Annotated in this window: 24 protein-coding genes and 1 pseudogene; 15 read left to right on the forward strand and 10 right to left on the reverse strand. The window is 37.6% G+C overall.

Features of this window, described 5'->3' with window-relative positions; all coding sequences use genetic code 11:
* Positions 1–10: 10 nt before the first annotated feature.
* The 3 genes from ACIQZI_RS06905 (at position 11) to ACIQZI_RS06915 (ending at position 2,102) form a co-directional block, all read left to right on the forward strand.
* Positions 11–607, forward strand: coding sequence for a cell wall hydrolase (locus tag ACIQZI_RS06905; protein ID WP_082674994.1), 597 nt, complete (start codon positions 11–13; stop codon positions 605–607).
* A gap of 151 nt (positions 608–758) precedes the next feature.
* A complete protein-coding gene (trhA, locus tag ACIQZI_RS06910; protein ID WP_403070885.1) occupies positions 759–1,412 on the forward strand; it encodes a PAQR family membrane homeostasis protein TrhA in 654 nt (217 codons plus the stop codon).
* Between the two features lie 201 nt (positions 1,413–1,613).
* Positions 1,614–2,102 (forward strand): YusW family protein, encoded by a 489-nt coding sequence (locus tag ACIQZI_RS06915; protein WP_062178986.1) that lies wholly within the window; start codon positions 1,614–1,616, stop codon positions 2,100–2,102.
* A 46-nt stretch (positions 2,103–2,148) separates the two neighbouring features.
* Here ACIQZI_RS06915 and ACIQZI_RS06920 read toward each other — a convergent pair whose 3' ends face one another.
* The gene (locus ACIQZI_RS06920) at positions 2,149–2,715 is read right to left on the reverse strand and encodes a biotin transporter BioY (RefSeq protein WP_403070889.1); all 567 of its coding nucleotides are present in this window, start codon (positions 2,713–2,715) and stop codon (positions 2,149–2,151) included.
* A gap of 270 nt (positions 2,716–2,985) precedes the next feature.
* Here ACIQZI_RS06920 and ACIQZI_RS06925 point away from each other — a divergent pair, with 270 nt between their 5' ends.
* From ACIQZI_RS06925 to ACIQZI_RS06935, 3 genes are all read left to right on the forward strand, one after another.
* On the forward strand, positions 2,986–3,516 hold the full coding sequence (locus ACIQZI_RS06925; protein ID WP_403070892.1) for an NfeD family protein: 531 nt from the start codon (positions 2,986–2,988) through the stop codon (positions 3,514–3,516).
* Positions 3,517–3,529: 13 nt separating this feature from the next.
* Positions 3,530–5,074 carry a flotillin lipid rafts scaffold protein FloT gene (locus ACIQZI_RS06930; protein WP_403070895.1) on the forward strand — a complete coding sequence of 515 codons (1,545 nt, stop codon included), beginning with the start codon at positions 3,530–3,532 and terminating at the stop codon, positions 5,072–5,074.
* Between the two features lie 313 nt (positions 5,075–5,387).
* The gene (locus ACIQZI_RS06935; RefSeq protein ID WP_403070898.1) at positions 5,388–5,630 is read left to right on the forward strand and encodes a hypothetical protein; all 243 of its coding nucleotides are present in this window, start codon (positions 5,388–5,390) and stop codon (positions 5,628–5,630) included.
* Between the two features lie 118 nt (positions 5,631–5,748).
* Here ACIQZI_RS06935 and ACIQZI_RS06940 read toward each other — a convergent pair whose 3' ends face one another.
* The 3 genes from ACIQZI_RS06940 to ACIQZI_RS06950 form a co-directional block, all read right to left on the reverse strand.
* Positions 5,749–5,922, reverse strand: coding sequence for a hypothetical protein (locus ACIQZI_RS06940; RefSeq protein ID WP_403070901.1), 174 nt, complete (start codon positions 5,920–5,922; stop codon positions 5,749–5,751).
* Between the two features lie 77 nt (positions 5,923–5,999).
* Entirely contained in the window at positions 6,000–6,236 is a 237-nt protein-coding gene (locus tag ACIQZI_RS06945) for a hypothetical protein (RefSeq protein ID WP_403070904.1), read from the reverse strand.
* 241 nt (positions 6,237–6,477) lie between these two features.
* Complete coding sequence (locus ACIQZI_RS06950) at positions 6,478–8,094, reverse strand: ABC-F family ATP-binding cassette domain-containing protein (RefSeq protein WP_062179003.1); 1,617 nt, start codon at positions 8,092–8,094, stop codon at positions 6,478–6,480.
* Between the two features lie 260 nt (positions 8,095–8,354).
* Here ACIQZI_RS06950 and ACIQZI_RS06955 point away from each other — a divergent pair, with 260 nt between their 5' ends.
* Positions 8,355–8,876, forward strand: a complete 522-nt coding sequence (locus tag ACIQZI_RS06955; RefSeq protein WP_403070908.1) for a hypothetical protein — start codon at positions 8,355–8,357, stop codon at positions 8,874–8,876.
* Between the two features lie 483 nt (positions 8,877–9,359).
* Here the strand turns inward: ACIQZI_RS06955 and ACIQZI_RS06960 are convergent, their stop codons facing one another.
* Entirely contained in the window at positions 9,360–9,929 is a 570-nt protein-coding gene (locus ACIQZI_RS06960; RefSeq protein WP_403070911.1) for a PepSY domain-containing protein, read from the reverse strand.
* 341 nt (positions 9,930–10,270) lie between these two features.
* On the opposite strand from ACIQZI_RS06960, the gene ACIQZI_RS06965 reads away from it, so the two are divergent.
* From ACIQZI_RS06965 to moaC, 6 genes are all read left to right on the forward strand, one after another.
* Entirely contained in the window at positions 10,271–11,290 is a 1,020-nt protein-coding gene (locus tag ACIQZI_RS06965) for a ThiF family adenylyltransferase (protein WP_403070915.1), read from the forward strand.
* 194 nt (positions 11,291–11,484) lie between these two features.
* A complete protein-coding gene (locus ACIQZI_RS06970; protein WP_403072112.1) occupies positions 11,485–12,744 on the forward strand; it encodes a molybdopterin molybdotransferase MoeA in 1,260 nt (419 codons plus the stop codon).
* 55 nt (positions 12,745–12,799) lie between these two features.
* Positions 12,800–13,228, forward strand: coding sequence for a molybdenum cofactor biosynthesis protein MoaE (locus ACIQZI_RS06975; RefSeq protein WP_403070919.1), 429 nt, complete (start codon positions 12,800–12,802; stop codon positions 13,226–13,228).
* A gap of 11 nt (positions 13,229–13,239) precedes the next feature.
* Entirely contained in the window at positions 13,240–13,473 is a 234-nt protein-coding gene (gene moaD / locus ACIQZI_RS06980) for a molybdopterin converting factor subunit 1 (RefSeq protein WP_403070922.1), read from the forward strand.
* A gap of 27 nt (positions 13,474–13,500) precedes the next feature.
* Entirely contained in the window at positions 13,501–14,517 is a 1,017-nt protein-coding gene (gene moaA / locus ACIQZI_RS06985) for a GTP 3',8-cyclase MoaA (RefSeq protein WP_403070925.1), read from the forward strand.
* Between the two features lie 41 nt (positions 14,518–14,558).
* Positions 14,559–15,059: a cyclic pyranopterin monophosphate synthase MoaC gene (gene moaC / locus ACIQZI_RS06990; protein ID WP_403070928.1), complete on the forward strand. Its 501-nt coding sequence runs from the start codon at positions 14,559–14,561 to the stop codon at positions 15,057–15,059.
* Between the two features lie 226 nt (positions 15,060–15,285).
* Here moaC and modB read toward each other — a convergent pair.
* Positions 15,286–15,910: pseudogene (modB, locus tag ACIQZI_RS06995) on the reverse strand (molybdate ABC transporter permease subunit).
* A gap of 186 nt (positions 15,911–16,096) precedes the next feature.
* Complete coding sequence (locus tag ACIQZI_RS07000; RefSeq protein ID WP_403070931.1) at positions 16,097–16,615, reverse strand: MogA/MoaB family molybdenum cofactor biosynthesis protein; 519 nt, start codon at positions 16,613–16,615, stop codon at positions 16,097–16,099.
* Positions 16,616–16,737: 122 nt separating this feature from the next.
* On the opposite strand from ACIQZI_RS07000, the gene ACIQZI_RS07005 reads away from it, so the two are divergent.
* On the forward strand, positions 16,738–17,754 hold the full coding sequence (locus ACIQZI_RS07005) for an FUSC family protein (RefSeq protein ID WP_403070934.1): 1,017 nt from the start codon (positions 16,738–16,740) through the stop codon (positions 17,752–17,754).
* Here ACIQZI_RS07005 and ACIQZI_RS07010 read toward each other — a convergent pair.
* Positions 17,738–18,241, reverse strand: a complete 504-nt coding sequence (locus ACIQZI_RS07010; RefSeq protein WP_403070936.1) for a cupredoxin domain-containing protein — start codon at positions 18,239–18,241, stop codon at positions 17,738–17,740. The two genes, ACIQZI_RS07005 and ACIQZI_RS07010, sit on opposite strands and share 17 nt — an antisense overlap.
* 197 nt (positions 18,242–18,438) lie before the next feature.
* Here ACIQZI_RS07010 and ACIQZI_RS07015 point away from each other — a divergent pair, with 197 nt between their 5' ends.
* The gene (locus ACIQZI_RS07015; RefSeq protein WP_403070939.1) at positions 18,439–18,642 is read left to right on the forward strand and encodes a hypothetical protein; all 204 of its coding nucleotides are present in this window, start codon (positions 18,439–18,441) and stop codon (positions 18,640–18,642) included.
* On the opposite strand, the gene ACIQZI_RS07020 is transcribed toward ACIQZI_RS07015, so the two are convergent.
* Together ACIQZI_RS07020 and ACIQZI_RS07025 are read right to left on the reverse strand one after the other, a co-directional pair.
* Complete coding sequence (locus tag ACIQZI_RS07020) at positions 18,634–18,813, reverse strand: cupredoxin domain-containing protein (protein WP_403070942.1); 180 nt, start codon at positions 18,811–18,813, stop codon at positions 18,634–18,636. The genes ACIQZI_RS07015 and ACIQZI_RS07020 overlap by 9 nt on opposite strands.
* Positions 18,814–19,029, reverse strand: a complete 216-nt coding sequence (locus tag ACIQZI_RS07025; protein ID WP_403070945.1) for a cupredoxin domain-containing protein — start codon at positions 19,027–19,029, stop codon at positions 18,814–18,816.
* Positions 19,030–19,293 lie beyond the last annotated feature (264 nt).

Raw genomic sequence — 19,293 nt, forward strand, 5'->3', positions numbered from 1 at the left:
AGGTTACAGGATGAAACTTTTAAGTATCGTGATATGTATCATCACTTTTTGTATAATTTCTATTGGGTATAATTTACCTGTAAATACATCAAAGGTATATGCTGCACAGAAACAGCATCTTACAAAACAAGGGGAAACGATTTGGGATATCGCAAAGCAATATGGTGTGCCAATTCAACAGTTAAAGGAAGTTAATGATAATGATAATAATGTCGTGATTCCTGGTGAAACATTTATCATACCTACAAGTATTAGTGACAGTGATAAAGAGCTGTTAAGCAGATTGGTTCATGCTGAGGCGAAAGGTGAACCATATGACGGCAAGGTTGCAGTTGCAGCTGTTGTTTTGAATCGCGTTCATGATCATGCTTTTCCGGATACAATTTCTGAAGTCATTTATCAGGACAACCAATTTTCACCGGTAGATGACGGTAGTATCAAAGAACCTGCTGATGAAGATTCGAAAAAAGCTGTTAATGAAGCACTCGCCATTCAAGGTTATACGTTTGATCAATTATATTTTTATAATCCGAGTATATCAAGCAGTAAATGGATGAGAACGCTAAACGTGACGAAAATAATTGGTGCACATCATTTTGCCATTTAAAACATATTAAGGGATGAAGAAGGTATACGCTTCTTCATCCCTTTTTCTTTAATACAGCAAAGAAGTGGAGTATACTAAATGAAATGAATCATAAAAGGCTGAAATTCCTGAAATAAGGAAGAAAAATGGCCGGAAATTTGGAGCTGAGTGAATGGCAAATACTCATGTTTATACTAAGAAAGAAGAAGTTGCCAATGCAATCACGCACGGTATCGGTGTAGTGCTTAGTATCGCAGCCTTAGTATTTTTAATTATTTTTTCAGTGCAGCAAGGAAATGCCTGGCATGTGGCAGCTGCTACAATTTATGGAGTTTCGATGCTCACCTTGTTCGTAGCATCAACTTTGGTGCATAGCTTTCCAGAAGGAAAAGCGAAAGATGTTTTTGAGATTTTTGATCACTCAGCAATCTATTTTTTCATTGCCGGTACATATACGCCGATTATGCTTATTGTGGTTCATGGTAAGCTAGGTTGGACTCTCCTTAGTATCGTCTGGGTAGTTGCTATAGTAGGGACTGTTTTTAAAGCATTCTTTGTGAAAAAGTTTCTATTTCTCTCGACCCTTTTGTATATTGCAATGGGGTGGATGATTGTCATAGCATGGGGACCAATATCCGCAAACTTGCCGGCAACGGGTGTCCAATTATTAATGATAGGTGGCTTACTTTACACAGTTGGAGCCATATTCTATGTGTGGCGTGGGTTTCCATTTCATCATGCAGTATGGCATTTATTTGTATTAGGCGGATCTGCTACACACTTTTTTGCTGTATTACTGTATATAATCCCGATTCAGTTATTATAACGGGACAAATTGATTAAAAAAGGAACGTTCATTCAAGGCTCTATTCTTGTTGATTTTTAACTAATGCGATATTGAATTAAAAAACAAAAATCAACCAAATATGAATAATTTGGTGGTTTTAGTTGAAGATTACTTGTGCAAGGTTTAAATTTCTTTATTCGGGAAATAGATAAACTAATAAGTACAAGGAGGTATCGTTTTGTGAAAAAGTCATTACAAGTATTATTTGTCTCATTTGCAGCCTTAATTTTGTTAGCTGCTTGTGGAAACAAAAACGAGGTTGATAATCCGCCAGCGGAAGAAAAGGCCGGACAAACAAATAGCGGGAATGCTAATGTAGAGCAGGATCAAATTCAGAACACAGAATTAGCTTCTAAAGGTAAATTTAAGGAATTTGAACTTGGCGTGGAGTATGCGGGCGATAAAGAGTATAGTGTTGATTATGATACATTAGGTGATATGGAAGCATCTATTGAAGATGAAATCAATGGCGAGCATATTTATGGTGATGATGCGATGAGTCAATTAAACACTAAATTTGAGCAACTAACTTTTACAAAAGATACTTCAGATAATGAAGTCATTAAAGAAGTACTGCAAGTGTTTAACCTTGATGAAAATTATCAGGAATTTGAATTAGATGTTCATTTTGATGATGGTACAAAGAAAGAATATAAGAATAAAAAATAAACAAAAAGGAACAGCGGTGCTGTTCCTTTTTGTTGTTGGTTTATGATTAAGCCACAGTGCTCTTAGGAAGTACTTTGGCTGTCTCTAACCTAGAGCGAAGAAGAATGCCTAACCAGCCAGCAAGGATTGCTTTTGCAATGCCGACAAGGATGAAAGGGAGAAAACCCCCAACAAATGCAGCTGTCCAAGACATTGATGCTGCAATCTTAAGCCAGGCTGTACCGATTAGTAATGGAAAGAACATGGAAATGATGTTCGCGATGATTGCATGAAACACAGTGTACTTCGTTTTTTCAAGATAAAAGCCAATGAAAAAAGCAGCTGGAATAAAGCCGATTAAATAACCACCAGTAGGTCCAACAATTCGTGAGATTCCACTTGTCATTTCTGCAAACACAGGGATTCCGACTGCACCAATTAATAAGTAAAGAAGTACAGAATACGTTCCTCTTTTTGCGCCTAATATTGTTGCAGCTAAGCCAACTGCTAATGTTTGCCCTGTAAATGGAACAGGTGGAATTGGAATCATGACTTGTGAGAGGATTCCAATGATTGCTGCAAATAAAGCAATAATAATAAGATTGACTAGCCGAGTTTGACTTTTAGTTTGCAAGATTTCCACTCCCTTTGTTAACTTATGAATATATTCGGTTTACAATTAAATTTTAATCGTGATGATGTTGACTGTCAATCTATTATTTTTTAACTTTTTTGAAGTAATGTGAAAACGAGAATGATTCTAAAGATTTTAAAAAAGATGAAACCTTCGCAAAACAAATTCGTATAGTAGGTAAGCAACAAAAAAGAAAGAGAGGAGTGCTTACCAGTCATGTAAATGAGATGTATGACCAGAGTTAAAATTTGAGATAAAAGGATGAGGACGATGGAGTTGTTTGGATTACCACTTGAAACAATTTACTTATATACCTTAATTATTTCTGGTGCATTGACTTTTATTTTTATTTTATTCAATGATATCCTTTCCGGCTTGGAAGCTCCCGATTACTTAAATCCGGTATTAATCCTCGCTTTTCTCACCGTTTTCGGTGCATCAGGTTATCTATTTGAAAAGGTAACGAACTTGCATAGTGGTTTATCTGCAGTCATATCTGGATGCATTGCGCTCCTGATTGTCAGCTTGTTGAATATTTTCATTCTTATACCATTATCAACTGCAGAAGAATCATTATCCATTTCTGAATCGGATTTGAAAGGAAGAACCGGCAAAGTGTTAACATCCGTTCCAGTGGATGGTTTTGGGGAAGTGCTAATTGAAGGTGCGAGTGGCTCGATTGCGAAGCCTGCAGTAAGCTTTAATAATGAAGCAATTCCAGCAGCATCGATTGTATTAGTGATTGAAGTGAAAAATGGCGTATTACATGTTTTGCCACATCAACAGATAGAAATTGGATAGGGGGATATTTATCATGTTTGATTATTTATGGATTATTGGAGTTGTTGTTGTTTTATTATTAGCTCTTGTTGGAGTTTTTATCACGAAATATCGTACTGCAGGCCCTGATGAGGCTTTAATTATTACAGGAAGTTACTTAGGCAACAAAAATGTACACACAGATGAATCGGGTAATAAAATTAAGATTGTTCGTGGTGGCGGAGCATTCGTTCTTCCAGTTTTTCAACAAGCAGAACCACTGAGCTTATTATCTAGTAAGTTGGAAGTTTCCACTCCGGAAGTTTATACAGAGCAGGGTGTTCCAGTAATGGCAGACGGTGTTTCCATCATTAAGATTGGGAGTACTATCAACGAGATTGCGACTGCTGCCGAACAATTTTTAGGAAAAGCGAAGGAAGATCGCGAACAAGAGGCGCGTGAAGTGCTTGAAGGGCATTTGCGTTCCATCCTTGGTTCAATGACCGTAGAAGAGATTTATAAAAACCGTGAGAAATTTTCACAAGAAGTTCAACGTGTGGCTTCTCAGGATCTTGCGAAAATGGGTTTGGTGATCGTATCATTCACCATTAAAGATGTTCGGGATAAGAATGGCTATCTTGATTCACTTGGTAAACCTCGAATTGCTCAAGTGAAACGGGATGCTGATATTGCTACAGCTGAAGCTGATAAAGAAACAAGAATCAAACGAGCTGAAGCATCGAAAGAAGCACAGCAAGCGGAACTAGAGCGAGCAACAGAAATTGCTGAAGCAGAAAAAATCAATAAACTGAAAATTGCAGAATTCCGCAGAGAACAAGATATCGCAAAAGCCCGAGCTGACCAAGCATACGACCTAGAGACTGCTCGTTCAAAACAGGAAGTAACGGAACAGGAAATGCAAATTAAAATCATTGAAAGGCAAAAGCAAATTGAACTTGAGGAAAAAGAGATTCTACGCCGTGAGAAACAATATGATTCTGAAGTGAAGAAAAAAGCAGATGCAGATCGCTATGCTGTTGAGCAAGCTGCTTCAGCAAATAAAATGAAAGATATTGCTGAGACAGATGCGAATAAATATCGCGTAGAAGCAATGGCGAAAGCAGAGGCAGAAAAAATTAGAGTGGATGGCCTGGCAAAAGCAGAGGCTCAGAAAGCTCAAGGAACAACAGAAGCTGAAATCATTCGACTAAAAGGGGTTGCCGAAGCAGAAGCGAAGCAAAAAATCGCCGAGGCATTTGAACAGTTCGGTCAAGCGGCTGTTATGGACATGATTTTGAAAATGCTTCCTGAATATGCGAAGCAAGTGGCAGCTCCATTAGGTAATATCGATAAGATTACAGTAGTAGATACTGGTAGCAATGGCCCAAACAGCGGTGCCAATAAAGTAACTAGTTATGCGACTAATCTCATGTCAACTTTACAGGAATCATTGAAGGCTTCTTCAGGAATTGATGTAAAGGATTTATTAGAAAGTTTCGCAGGAAAAAGAAATCTACAATTAGATCGAAATCGTGCTGAAACTGAACTCGTTGAAACAACCCTAACAATGGCTGCAAGTAAAGAAACGCAAGAAAAATAAGGATATCCAAGGGTTCGACCACGTACTCTAAATCCAATATGTAGTGTAATTACACTATATATTGGATTTACTAGTTTCGGTGTCGGACCTTTTATTTTTGATGAAGTAAAGGAAACGAATGCGGATGACTAAACTTGTCCCATTCTTAATAAGCTGTGTGATATGGAGTTGCCTTTTACTGGTTGAGGGTTTACATAATAAATCGATTTGTACAGCTAATTTAACAAATCTAAGCCGAATGCCTATGCAAATAAGATTATAGAACATACACCTAATAGGAATAGGAATTTAGAAAACATCGAGGAGGGTTATAATGAACCAAGAATATCCTTATTTTTATCATGGTCATAATCTAAGAAGACCTGTATATGGTGGTCGGCCAGGATTCGGTGGATTTGGCTTTGGAGGCTTTGGTGGCGGATTAGCTGGCGGTTTGCTCGGTGGGCTTGCTGCAGGCGCTTTATTAGGCGGAAGTTTTGGAGGCTATGGTGTCAGACCGAGCCCATACCCTTATCCCTACCAGTATCCTTATTATGGTGGTTATCCGGTATATTGATGGCGTAATAAAGAATGTATTCCCATTAGACCTCGTTATCTATGCACGTATCCAGTGTTTTAGTATTTACGAGGTCTAAAACTATGTATTGGGATATCTGCATTACTTTGTCATAGAATCAATTCCAATCAAGTCGGTCAAATATCTTCGTAATTAACCACCAGGCAGCGCGGAAAGGTAAACTTAATACTTGAAAAATTAGATGAAATATACCTTCTCCAATTAACTCTCCGAAGAACTCCTTTATTGTTTCGAATCGATTCTTTTTTTGTTTTTTTATCTGTTTCGTCATACTTAAACACACCATTCAAAAAGTAATATTTCGATGGTTTTAGTATGCTGGATTTTAAATCAATAGTATATCGTTTATTAATTGATCCAATTATTTTTAATGGAGATATTTTGAAAAATTCTAAAATGAAAAGCGAATTCATCAAAAAAAAGTGGTTCATTTTGTTGAAATTCGTAGCAATTTAAAAAACTCTCCAATATTTCTGGTTTTATTTTTCCAAGTAAGTCTGTCACATAAAACTGATATTGGAATTTTTCAAACAAAAACAAAAGGCCTGCTTCTTCAAAAAGTTCCTTGCTCTCACTTTCATTCATGAATCATCACTCCTTATTTCCATTATGCCAAAATGGTTCCAACATAAACCTCGGTAAAATAACTGGAGAAATTTAAAAATGAAGGGGATCTAAGAAAAATATACATTTCAACAATTTCCTCGTCAGAATATAATAAGACATGCTAATGCCATAAATGAATTAAATAAAGTATCCAGGGTTCTAAGTTTCAACCATATAAAGAAAAGGCGACTCATTTTGAGTCACCCATGGATTAAACCTATTAATACATCGCAGCAATTTGTTTTTGAAGTTCGCCATTTTCAAGATATTCATCATATGTTACTTGTTTATCTACCGTACCACTTGGAGTTATTTCAATAATACGGTTAGCAATTGTTTGAGTAAACTGATGATCGTGTGATGCAAAAATCAATGAGCCTTTAAAATTAATAAGGCCGTTATTCAAAGCAGTGATGGATTCTAAATCAAGGTGAGATGTTGGTTCATCAAGCATTAGAACATTTGAACCACTCAACATCATTTTTGATAACATGCAACGAACCTTTTCTCCACCAGATAGAACACTAGGTTTCTTCAGTACTTCTTCACCAGAGAAGAGCATTCTTCCTAAGAAACCACGCAGGAAGTTTTCTGTTTGATCGTTTGGTGAGTATTGACGTAACCAATCGACTAATGTAGTGTCAATTCCTTCAAAGTATTCAGCATTGTCTTTCGGGAAATAGGCTTGAGTGGTTGTTATACCCCATTTGAATGAACCACTATCTGGTTCCATTTCGCCTGCTAAAATTTTAAACAATGTTGTTTTAGCAATTTCGTCTTTCCCAACAAAAGCAATTTTGTCGTCTTTATTCATAATGAAGCTTACATTGTCTAATACTTTAACACCGTCAATTGTTTTTGAGATGTCTTCAACACGTAATAAATCATTGCCAATTTCACGTTCCGGTGTGAACGCAACATATGGATAACGACGAGATGATGGTTGAATATCATCTAAAGTGATTTTTTCAAGAGACTTTTTACGCGAAGTTGCTTGACTTGATTTAGAAGCGTTGGCACTAAACCTCGCCACGAAGGCTTGTAATTCTTTAATTTTTTCTTCCTTTTTCTTGTTAGCATCTTGAGCCATTTTAAGAGCAAGTTGGCTTGATTCATACCAGAAATCATAGTTTCCGACGTATACTTTGATTTTACCGAAATCAAGATCAGCAATATGCGTACAAACTTTATTTAAGAAGTAACGATCATGTGAAACAACAATGACCGTGTTTTCAAAGTTGATTAAGAATTCTTCTAACCATTTAATGGCTTTTAAGTCAAGGTGGTTGGTAGGCTCATCTAGAAGAAGAACGTCCGGTTTACCGAATAGGGCTTGAGCAAGTAATACTTTCACTTTCTCTCCACCTGATAATTCAGCCATTTTCTTTGTGTGAAGATCTTCACCAATTCCTAGACCTTTAAGAAGGATAGCCGCTTCAGATTCTGCTTCCCATCCATTCATATCTGCAAATTCACCTTCAAGTTCAGCTGCTTTCATACCGTCTTCGTCCGTGAAATCTTCTTTCATGTAGATGGCATCTTTTTCCTGCATCACTTGGTACAGTTTTTCATGGCCCATAATAACAACTTTAAGTACTTCATGTTCTTCGAATTCAAAATGGTTTTGTTTCAAAATAGCAAGGCGTTCACCAGGTCCCATGTGAACGTCGCCTGTTTGTGCTTCTATCTCACCAGAAAGAATTTTTAGAAATGTAGATTTTCCAGCTCCATTTGCTCCGATCAAACCGTAACAGTTGCCCGGATTGAATTTTATATTAACTTCATCAAATAACTTACGGTCACCATAGCGCAGGCCGACATTATTAACAGTAATCATTTACTTACATACCTCCAATGACAATATCTATAAAAGTATACCATGTATTGCCGTCGTGGAGAAATGTTTTCAGTTAAACTGTGAATTTATCTACAAATTACTGCTATTAATCATCGATTCAAGCGGTTATTCATAAAAATGAATGATATTTGGGAGAAAAGTTGATATTTGTCAAAATAATATCAAAAATTTGAAACTTTTTTGATATTGAATACGTTTAATAATAGAGAGATGCAAAATTCTTGTGGGGGTGGGTGTTCGTGGTAAGAAGTATAATATTGGGTGGAATATGTAGCACGATCATTCTATTAAGTTCCTGCAGTTATTTTTCTGTTAGTAGCACGGAAGATGCAAAACTTCAGGAAATGAAGATTATAGATGAGAACTTACAATTAAAAGATAAAGTCGCGGAATTAGAAGAATATATTTCGATGCTTGAAAAGAATCAGCAAACTGCATTTGGAATTAATGAAGGTATTTTTCGTTTTATGGAAGCGGTCGAAACGAAGGATCTGGTTGAGTTGAAGAATAGAGTGGCAGAAGATGTTAGTGTCGAGTCAACAGGCATTACATTCGATAATGGAAAATATTTGAGGTATAGCTTCAGTCAGTCTAATGATTATCTGAAGTTGAAAGAGCATGAGATTAATTCTGAAAAAGCGATTTTCGTATATGAGGTTTTTTCCGATGACAATAAAGTGAAAGCAAAGCACCTATCAGTTGAAGTTGTACATCAGAAAAATGGCTGGAAAATTAATAATGTAACAGAGGAGATCTTATAATATCCTTTATAATTAAGGGGGGGGGGGCGATGGGCCATCCCTTTCTAAAAAACAGTAGAGACAGTTAACATTAAATATTACTGTTGTAACTAAAAGAAATGTCCCAAAAGCAGACGTTTTTTAATGTTTTAATTACGGAGAGGATCTCGCCTTCCGTAAGCAACTTAGAGGCTTTGCAGAAAGGTTGTTATTCATGGGCAAATGCTATTGTTATGAAAAATATAAAGATGAGCTTCCTAAGGGGATAAAAATAACATGTTTCAGGGATGCCTGCAAAAATTATAGAGAGCATAATGCAGGAATGCATAAAGAATTGGAGGACAACCAAAAAGAATAAAAAGGTCGAACTATTCCTCCAAAAGGAACTAAATAGTTCGACCATTTTTAGTATGGTAAGTAAAAGCTAGATTACAGCTTACTAAGTTAAAACGATAATCAATTGTGTTCACTTATCAATTTGAATTCACGTCCTTGGCAGACTATTTATTTGTATTCTTCAATTTTTAATACTTGTCCATTGTTTGCATCAATGATCACTCCTGCTTCACGATGGTTGGCTGTGCTTATTTCGAAATTATAGACTATACGATTGTTAAAGTAATCCAAATCCGCCTCGGTTATCGTCCCTCTTACTTTATCTAAAGCTATTTGTTTTGCATCTACTAAAGATATATTTGTCGAAACGTTTTGAAGTTCATTTACCTCAATCTTGAGATCGTTTTTTCCTAATATGTTTTGATCGACTTCTAAAACTTTTCCTGTTAAGGCATCAATATCTATTTCGTATTTTCTATCTTGTTTTACGATAATAACTTCGTATTTTTTACCCTCTCTATCTTCGTCTAAATGAGTATTCGTTACAATCCCACCTTTTGTTTCATTCAGTGCAAGTTCATTTGCTTTTTGTTCAGTAATCTTTTGTGAGATTACACTTTTTGGTGAAGTTTCATTTGTCGGTAGTGTAGTAAGTTTATTACTTGTCATCGCATAAGCACTTGCTCCGATCCCACCTATGACTATAGCACCGGTTATTAGCTTTGTTATGATATGCATGGTTTTTAACCTCCATGATTGTTTATATATTTATTTTTATCATAACCAATGGAATTTATAGAAAAAAAAAGAAGGTTAAAATTTCCTTAGAAAAGTATAAGAATATAAAGTGGTCGGTTTGTTGCTTCCGTTAATACTTACTCATAAACATGATACGAGTCATTTTTTTTAGCGTAAAAATGTTGATAGTAATTGTGCAATATGATTCGATTCCAATTGAGAAAACTGGAATCGGGTCATAATGACGAAAGGATAATATCTGGATGGTTCTTGACATTTCATAACCTTGGGAGTCTTCATATTTTTTGATAAAAGGAATCGAAAGTAGGGAGTGTAGGGAAATGGACGATCGATTTATACAGCAGAAGCGATTTCAAATGCTTGGTACAGAAGGCCAGCGCAAGCTTCAGGAAGCTTGCGTGACTATTATTGGCTGCGGAGCGCTCGGAAGTGCGGTGGCAGATATTCTCGCCCGTGCTGGTATTGGAACATTAATTCTAGTAGATCGAGATTATGTTGAAATTTCTAATTTACACCGTCAAACGCTGTACACTGAACAAGATGCTATTGAGATGATTCCCAAAGTAGAAGCTGCAAAAAGACGACTCAATCAAGTAAATCAACATGTTTTAGTTAAAACGGTATTTGATCATGCAGATGCTGAACTGATTGAACATTTTGCTAAACGAAGCGATATTATTGTCGATGGCACTGATAATTTTGAAACAAGGCTGATTGTTAATGACGCCAGTCTGAAGCATCAGATACCGTGGATTTACGGCGCGTGTGTGGGAAGTACGAGTGTTGTGAAGTCTTTTTATTCAGATTCATCTGCCTGTTTTCGCTGTTTATTGCCCGTTTTACCAGCTACTAACGATACATGTGCTACGGTTGGAGTGATTGCTCCAGCGGTTTTTATGACAGCTGCTTTCCAATGTGCTGAGGTGTTCAAATATCTATGCGGTGATAAAGATAATATGAAAAAAAAGCTGGTATGGCTTGATGTCTGGACTAATCAACAGCATCAATTTGGAATAGAAAAAATGAAGCGTTCTGATTGCCCTTCATGTGGTGGGGAACGTACGTACCCTGCACTTCAACGATCAACTCAAACAAAATTCGCTTCATTTTGTGGCCGTGATTCCGTGCAAATTATTCCTGCTAATGAGCGAACACTCACACTTGATGATGGTGAAAATGTAGCAAAAAAACAAAGACTTCCGTCAAAACGAACTCCTTACTTCGTTCAAATAGAATATAAAGGTTGTCGTGTAATGATGTTTGCCAATGGTCGTTTACTCTTACATGGAATTCAAGATGTGAACGAAGCAAAATCGTTGTATCATCAATTATTCGGTTGAAACTACATCATTTAATATGGTGGCATTTTGTAATACATGTCCGAATATAAGTAAAATAGTTGAAATTTTAAAATGCTCTACCTGACTAAAGGGTGAGTTTTTATGATTATTTGGCACCGAATCTAATATCTAACAGGGAGTGGTTATTTCTTACCGAACATACACACTTTTCTCTCGAGAGGAGGTCATTAGCCATTTTTGAAAACAGGAATCCGATCACGGTAAAAGAAGCAATCTCAAGAATTATGAAAAAAGTAGATAAAATCCAAAGTGAAACGATTCCTCTATCTGAAGCGGCAGGGCGTATTTTAGCAGAACCTGTATTGGCGAACCATGATGTCCCGCCATTTAACCGTTCTATTTATGACGGTTTTGCGGTTCGTTCTGTAGATACAACAGGAGCATCCAGTCATTCACCAATTGCTTTTACAGTGATTGATCGTATTGCTGCAGGTGATGTGTCGACCGCCCTGCTTGGCAAAAATAAAGCAGCCCGTATCATGACGGGTGCTGAACTACCGAAAGAATCGGATGCGGTGGTTATGCTTGAGCAAACAGTTAGTGGTGAACATTCATTTACAATTCGCAAGACGTTTACTCAACTTGAAAATGTATCCTTAAAAGGAGAAGATGCAAAAAAAGGTGAAGTCATTATTGAAAAAGGGTCCCATGTTACTCCAGGCGTGATTGCTGTTTTGGCGACGTTTGGCTATACGCATGTGAAAGTGGCGAAACGACCCGTTGTTGGTTTGCTTGTTACTGGCTCTGAATTACTGGATGTGTCAACTCAGCTTAAACCAGGGAAAATTCGTAATTCTAACGGTCCGATGATAATAGCCCAGCTCAAGAGACTGGGTGTGGAGCCCAGATGGCTAGGTGTATTGAATGATGATGTAGAGGCCTGTTATTTATCAGTTAAGCAAGCGGCAAAAGATTGCGATGCTGTAATTACAACAGGGGGCGTGTCGGTAGGTGACTTTGATTACTTACCAGCTGTTTATGAAAGGATGGGGGCGGAAGTCCTATTTAATAAAGTAAAAATGCGTCCAGGTAGTGTGACAACTGTTGCACATACTGATCATGTTTTATTATTTGGCTTGTCTGGAAATCCTAGTTCCAGTTTTGTTGGATTTGAATTGTTTGCCAGACCAGCGCTTTTGGCTATGAGCGGTTCAAATAAGCCGTATTTACCTTATAATAAAGCAGTTTTACAGGAAGATTTACAAGACAATCCGTTTACGCAATTTATCCGGGCTGTCTACGAATCAAGTCCAACAGGCGCAATCATTAATCCTGCCGGTTTTAATAAATCGAACTCTGTTACTTCGATCGCACGAGGCAATTCGTTCATAGTTCTACCAGGCGGAACACACGGATATAAGAAAGGGGAAATAGTAGACGTCTTGTTACTTGGCGTGGATGAAGGCGGAGAAAACTGGGTCATACATGAGTAAGAAGCAGTTAAATTTCCGGACGGTCCACCCCAAAAATCTTTAGACGGAGGAAAATATGAACCTATTTGAAGTTACGCCAGAAGAGTTATGTCCTAATCGTTATTTACAATACGTGACACATGCAGAAGTAGGTGCAGTGACGCTGTTTTCCGGTATTGTCAGAGAGTGGACGAATGGAAAACGAACGCTGTTTTTAGAATATGAAGCTTATGTACCAATGGCTGAGAAAATGCTTACCGAAATTGGAGCTGACATTCAAAGGAAGTGGCCGGGAACTCGTATCGCAATTGCCCATCGAATCGGAAAATTGCAAATTTCTGAAACTGCGGTAATCATAGCTGTATCTTCGCCGCACCGACAAATAGCATATGAAGCTAATGAATTTGCAATTGAACAAATTAAAAAACTCGTCCCAATTTGGAAAAAAGAAATTTGGGAAGATGGTGAAAAGTGGATGGGTGGGCAAACATATAAACCGTTGTGAGGTGGGGAACGATGATTCATCTTTATTATTTTGCACAAATCAAAGAATTGACTCAAAAAAAAGAAGAAACGATTTTATGGGCAGATGGGACAGTCGCACAGCTTGTCAAATGGGCGGATGAGACTTATCCGGGATTTACAGACTATTCATGGCAAGTCGCAGTAAATGAAGAATATGTATTAGAAACAGAACAAATAAATCCGGGTGATACTGTTGCTTTTATTCCTCCGGTAAGTGGTGGGTAAAATGAATCAGAATCGTAAAGGACTGATATGATGAAACAACCGCTTACAGATACATTAAACAGGCCTTTGCACGATTTACGCATTTCAGTAACTGACCGCTGTAATTTTCGCTGCACGTACTGCATGCCCAAAGAAGTGTTTGGTGATAAGTATGTGTTTTTGCCAAAAAGTGAATTATTAACCTTTGAAGAAATGACAAGACTTGCTTCGGTCTTTGTTCAAATGGGTGTAAAAAAGATTCGGCTGACTGGTGGTGAACCATTGCTACGTAACGATTTGCCAGAATTCATCAAGATGCTCAGGGATTTAGAAGGGCTAAAGGACATTGGTTTGACAACAAATGGATTGCTTTTGAATAAATACGGAAAAGCTCTTTATGAGGCAGGACTGCGGCGCTTGAATATTAGCCTTGATGCATTATCCAAAGAAATATTCAGCAAAATGAACGGTCGTGGCATCAATCCAGCTCTAATCCTTGAGAATATCGAGTATGCCAAAAATCTCGGTTTTTCAGTAAAAGTTAATATGGTCGTCCAAAGAGGTGTCAATGAACAAGAAATTATTCCGATGAGCGCTTATTTTAAAGAGAAAAATATTACGCTTCGGTTTATTGAATTCATGGATGTTGGCAATGATAACGACTGGAGTTTTCAGAAAGTAGTTTCGAAAAAAGACATTTTAAGTGAATTGCTCAATCAATATCAATTGATTCCTGTGGATGCTGATTATTTCGGTGAAGTGGCTGAGCGCTATCGTTATGAAAATAGTGAAGTAGAAATCGGCTTTATACCGTCTGTCTCTAAATCCTTTTGCTCATCTTGTACACGGGCACGTTTATCATCGGACGGAAAATTGTATACGTGTTTATTTGCGTCAAACGGTTATGATTTGCGGGAACTTCTTCGGGGAAATGCGACAAGTGACGAACTGTCTAATGCAATTTGGCAAGTATGGACTAACCGAACAGATCGCTATTCAGACGAACGGACAGATCTTCAGGCAATAAGTCGTAAGAAAATCGGTATGTCTTATATTGGTGGCTGAATACATTGATGTTGGACCTTATTGAAAAAAGGGAGTGTGAAATGATAGAATTTACGCATTTCAATGAACAGGGTCGTGCTAGAATGGTCGATATTACTAAAAAACATGAAACGAGTCGAACAGCCATAGCCCAATCCAGTCTTCTATTAACAGATGAAATATACAAAAAAATTGCGAATGGTTCGATGGAAAAAGGAGACGTTCTTGCTGTTGCCCAAGTTGCAGGGATTATGGCGGCGAAACAAACGAGCCATATTATCCCGATGTGCCACCCGATTGCTTTAACTAGCATCGATATAGTTTTTCACTGGGAAAGGACGGAAGATGCTTACCGATTAAATATTAAATGTTCTGCAAAAACGAAGGGGAGCACAGGTGTTGAAATGGAGGCGCTCACTGCAGCTTCCGTTTGTGCCTTAACCGTATATGACATGTGTAAATCTATTCACAAAGGAATCATCATCGGACCGACATTTTTAGTTAGTAAGACAGGCGGTGAGAGTGGGGATTATAGTAGAAATGAATATACAAAGTCTGTATAACGGGAAATATTACTTACTATGAAGCGCGCTACATTTGCCTTTTCATAATGAACATTTTTTCGAAAATTGGATTTTGGATACTGTCTCGATAAAAGTAGATTTTCTGCTTAGTAGATTGGCAAAATTAATAACCTGTGAAGGTCCGTCCCTTCAGTTACAAAACGCTTAGCTAATTATTGCTAAGCGTTTTGTATTGGATAGGCGCTAGTATGAATCATTTCGTTTGTTAAGTATTTGAAAGTAGTCCAAGTAAAATAAAAGCTAATGTGATGCTAACTAAAACATAGCTGGAGGCAAGTTTGGTGTCGCCGGACTCTACGGCAATATAAATCGCGGTAGGAATTGTTTGCGTTTTACCGGGAAGGTTGCCGGCGAACATAAGTGTTGCTCCAAATTCGCCGAGTGCACGGGTAAAGCTCAAAACGCCACCAGCAACAAGAGCATTACTAGCTAAAGGAATTGAAATTTTCGTGAAAACGATCCAATTAGAAGCCCCATCTACTTTAGCGGCCTTTTCGATATCTTTATTAACTATTGTGAACCCTGCTTTGGCTGATTGAAACATGAGCGGAAACGCGACGACGCTTGCAGCTATTATTGCAGCAAAGGAGGTGAACAGGATGGTGCTTCCTGCCCAAGTTTGCTCCAAAGATTAAAATTAATGAGAAACCAATTACAGAAGGTGGTAAAACGAGTGGTAGCATTAGTATTGTTTCAAGTATGATTTTTCCTTTAAATGATTTTACAGTGAACAACTTACCTACTAGTACTCCACTGATAAAAACAGCAAGAGCTGCTGAAAATGAAACGATTAACGATAATTGAATGGGAAAAAAGTAATGCTGGTCCATAAACTTCCACCTTCAATTTTTAAACTTTATTTTGAAGTAATCGACATAAACCCGTTCTGTGAAAAAATATTTTGTACATCTGAATTATACAGAAATTTGATAAATAGTTCTGCCTCTTTCTTATTAGTACTATTTTCGACTATCCCTCTGTAATTTTGGATAAATGTTCAATAGATCAGCCCCATTTTAGATAGCGTATAAATCTTTTCTAATTTCACGAACCACATGTCTGAGTTCTGGAAGAATTAACTTTTCCATTGCCAGTTTAACTGCACCTACTGATCCAGGTGTGCAAAAAATCGCTGTATTGCTTGAGACACCCGCGATTGCTCGTGATAGGATAGCAGCAGAACCGATATCTTCCAGATAGCTAATAACACGGAAAATCTCACCAAATCCAATCATTTCTTTATCTAATAAAGGTTGAATACTTTCAATCGTTACATCTCTTTTAGCAAGTCCCGTTCCACCATTTAGTAAAATTACATCTACCATTTGATCAATGCATCCGGAATGAAAGGCCTGTACGATTTCCGTTTTTTCATCTGCAACAAGTTCATAAGCTGTCACATTATGGTCATATTTTAAAAGCATTTCTTTCATTAACTGGCCGCTGTAATCCGTATCAATTGTTCTGGAATCACTAACCGTTATAATTTTACAATTGATAATGTCTTGCGCTTCTTGTTTAAGTTCGTTTGACATGACAGCCTCCTTATCCTCTTACAGTGTTTATATATGTCGAGATAAAAAAATAAAGAACTGGCTGAATGGGTATCCTTTATAACAAATCATCTACTTTTATGAAAAATGGGGTCATATTTCGAATGAAAAATAACAAGCAATTAAAAAAACAAATGGAAAATAAGGCACTTCTTATTTTGAAAATGGCTCTTGCTTCCGCTCTGTCTTGGGAGATTGCTAAATTAGCTGGATCACATCATCCTTATTTGGCACCGATTTCAGTCATTCTATGTTTACAAACGACGATTAAACGGTCCATTCGCTTTTTCTATCATCGAATGATCGGGACGATTATTGGCATTTCAATGGTCATGCTTTTTGCCCCACACTTAAAAGTAAATGGCTGGACAATTGGAGCACTTATTCTTATCGCTTGTTTTGTCGCAGAATGGTTAAAAACTGATGAAACGGCTATCCATCAAGTCGCACTAACGGTGCTTCTCGTTTTTGTTTTAGGGCATAAATCAGGTAATTATCCAATAGATCGTTTCCGTGATACGTTGATTGGTGCGATTGTTGCTGTTATATTACATATGCTCATATACCCACCGAATTTCACAGGACATGTTTCAAAAAGTATCGATCATTTCGCTGATCAATTAACAACAATCTTTAGTAAAGTATCAGAGTGGACCAAGTCTGGTCTTAAGAAACACATCGGCTACACCTTACAAACAGAGACAAATCGAGTACTCCAAGAGCTTCACGAAACTAAGAATCTTATGAAAGATGCCGCAGATAGCCTTTCATATAATCCATTTGCGAAAAGAAGTAAGAAGGATCTGAAAAGATTTCAACAAAGGCTACATTACCTTACTCAAAGTTATTCTTATCTTTCAAATATTGTCGGGATACTAACCGCTTGGTCTGAAGCGGGAACAATAACTCCAGTCCAACAAGCTTTATGGTCTGACCAGATCAAAGCATTAATCCCTTTATTCCAGACAAAAGAAAACCCGATTGTGTTTCATCTATCGGGTGATGCATTACAGGTTGTCATTCCTGCTAATCTTGAAGAACAGCAATTTCATATTTCTTTATTTTACGAAACGCGGAGCTTATTGAAAAAACTAGGTCAGCTGCCTAGCAACAAAGGTTAAATCGGTGGCAGAATGCGGTGGTCACCTCCGTCCGTATTAATGAAATTCCAAATTTCAGTCGAACCAACATGTGGATGTTCAGTAATCGGATCGTCCCATTTTTTTGATCAAGAAGAAATAAAGGTCTCCCGTACTGATCCTTCTCCTTACTTAATTGTAGATATCTATGATTGCTTGCTGTATATTCAGCTGGCCATTCAATAGAACCCATAAAGGCCGGTATAACGCTTGTATCGATATTGGAAAGCAGTTTTGTAACTCGAAATTGCATAATAATCCCCGTTGAATCTGGATCCACAGGATCTCCAATAGGAAAATGAGTAGGGACATCATTTTTTAGTGTAATCATTTTACCGCCAAGATTTGAAAAATCAATAATCACATCTAATCGCTCTGCAGGTGCGAGCAACAACGATTTCATCCCAATCGGTTTCTCAAGAAAGCTACTATCCGTGCCGATTTGGTAAAATAACTGATCGGAATCCAATGTTAAGCGAAAGAAGCGTGCGTTCGCTGCATTTAATAAACGAAAGCGATACTTACGCAGCGCAACATTAAGATATGGCCAAACCTTCCCATTTACAACAATTGTATCACCAAAAAAAGAAGGGACTATTGAAGGGATTATCCCAGAAACATTGTCCTTAGGCTACTCTGGATAGGCTGAGGAGCCATCCTCCCTAAATGAACGATCCTGAAGTAATAAAGGAATCTCATACTTGCCACTTGGCAGATTTAACGATTGCTCGTGCCAATCGCGGATTAGATAAAATCCTGCCAAACCAGTATAAATATTTAATCGCGTTAACCCGATTGCATAATCATGATACCAAAGTGCACGGGAACTTTGCTGATTATCATATTCATACACACTTTTTCTCAAAATGATTCGAATTTGTCGAATCCTTTTGAGAACCATGCATCCGGATAACCGTCACTTTCTGGCTCTGTTCGACCACCATGAAGGTGGACAACTGTTCTTACATCAGGTATTTCCTTTTCTGCTCCATGTACGGTGTGATCAATTGGATATAAATGGTGTTCTGGCAAATCATTCATCTACTTAACAAAAACCTTTTCACCTTGTACGACTTCAATCGTTGGCCCTGGATATATGTCTTCATAGCCCCAAATGGTTGTTTCCGGCATGTCATGATGCAAAGCTTGCTTTGTTTCCTTCATGGTCACTTCATAATACGTATAATTCTCTGAGAGAAAAGTCGGCTTTAATACAGGCGGAATAGGCAGAGGATCCATAAATTTTCTCATATTCATGATTTAACCGCCCCCTACAAAGTCTTTTTACTATGTATATGTCTTGGTTAAGAAAAAAACTATCCATTCTAGGAATAGGGTGACCGTGAATATAAATAGGATAGAACGTTTTTGTATGAAGGGCATGGGGACTTAGGATTCGCGACTTACTAATCTAGCCAATCTACTATGTAGATATACGTACATTATTAAGAAAGTACTTCTAAATCAAAAATCCGGCTCCGCACCGCAACCATTGTGATTAGGCGAGTGTAACGTGCTGCA

It is taken from the genome of Peribacillus sp. NPDC096379 (assembly GCF_044762875.1).
GTDB lineage: Bacteria > Bacillota > Bacilli > Bacillales > DSM-1321 > Peribacillus.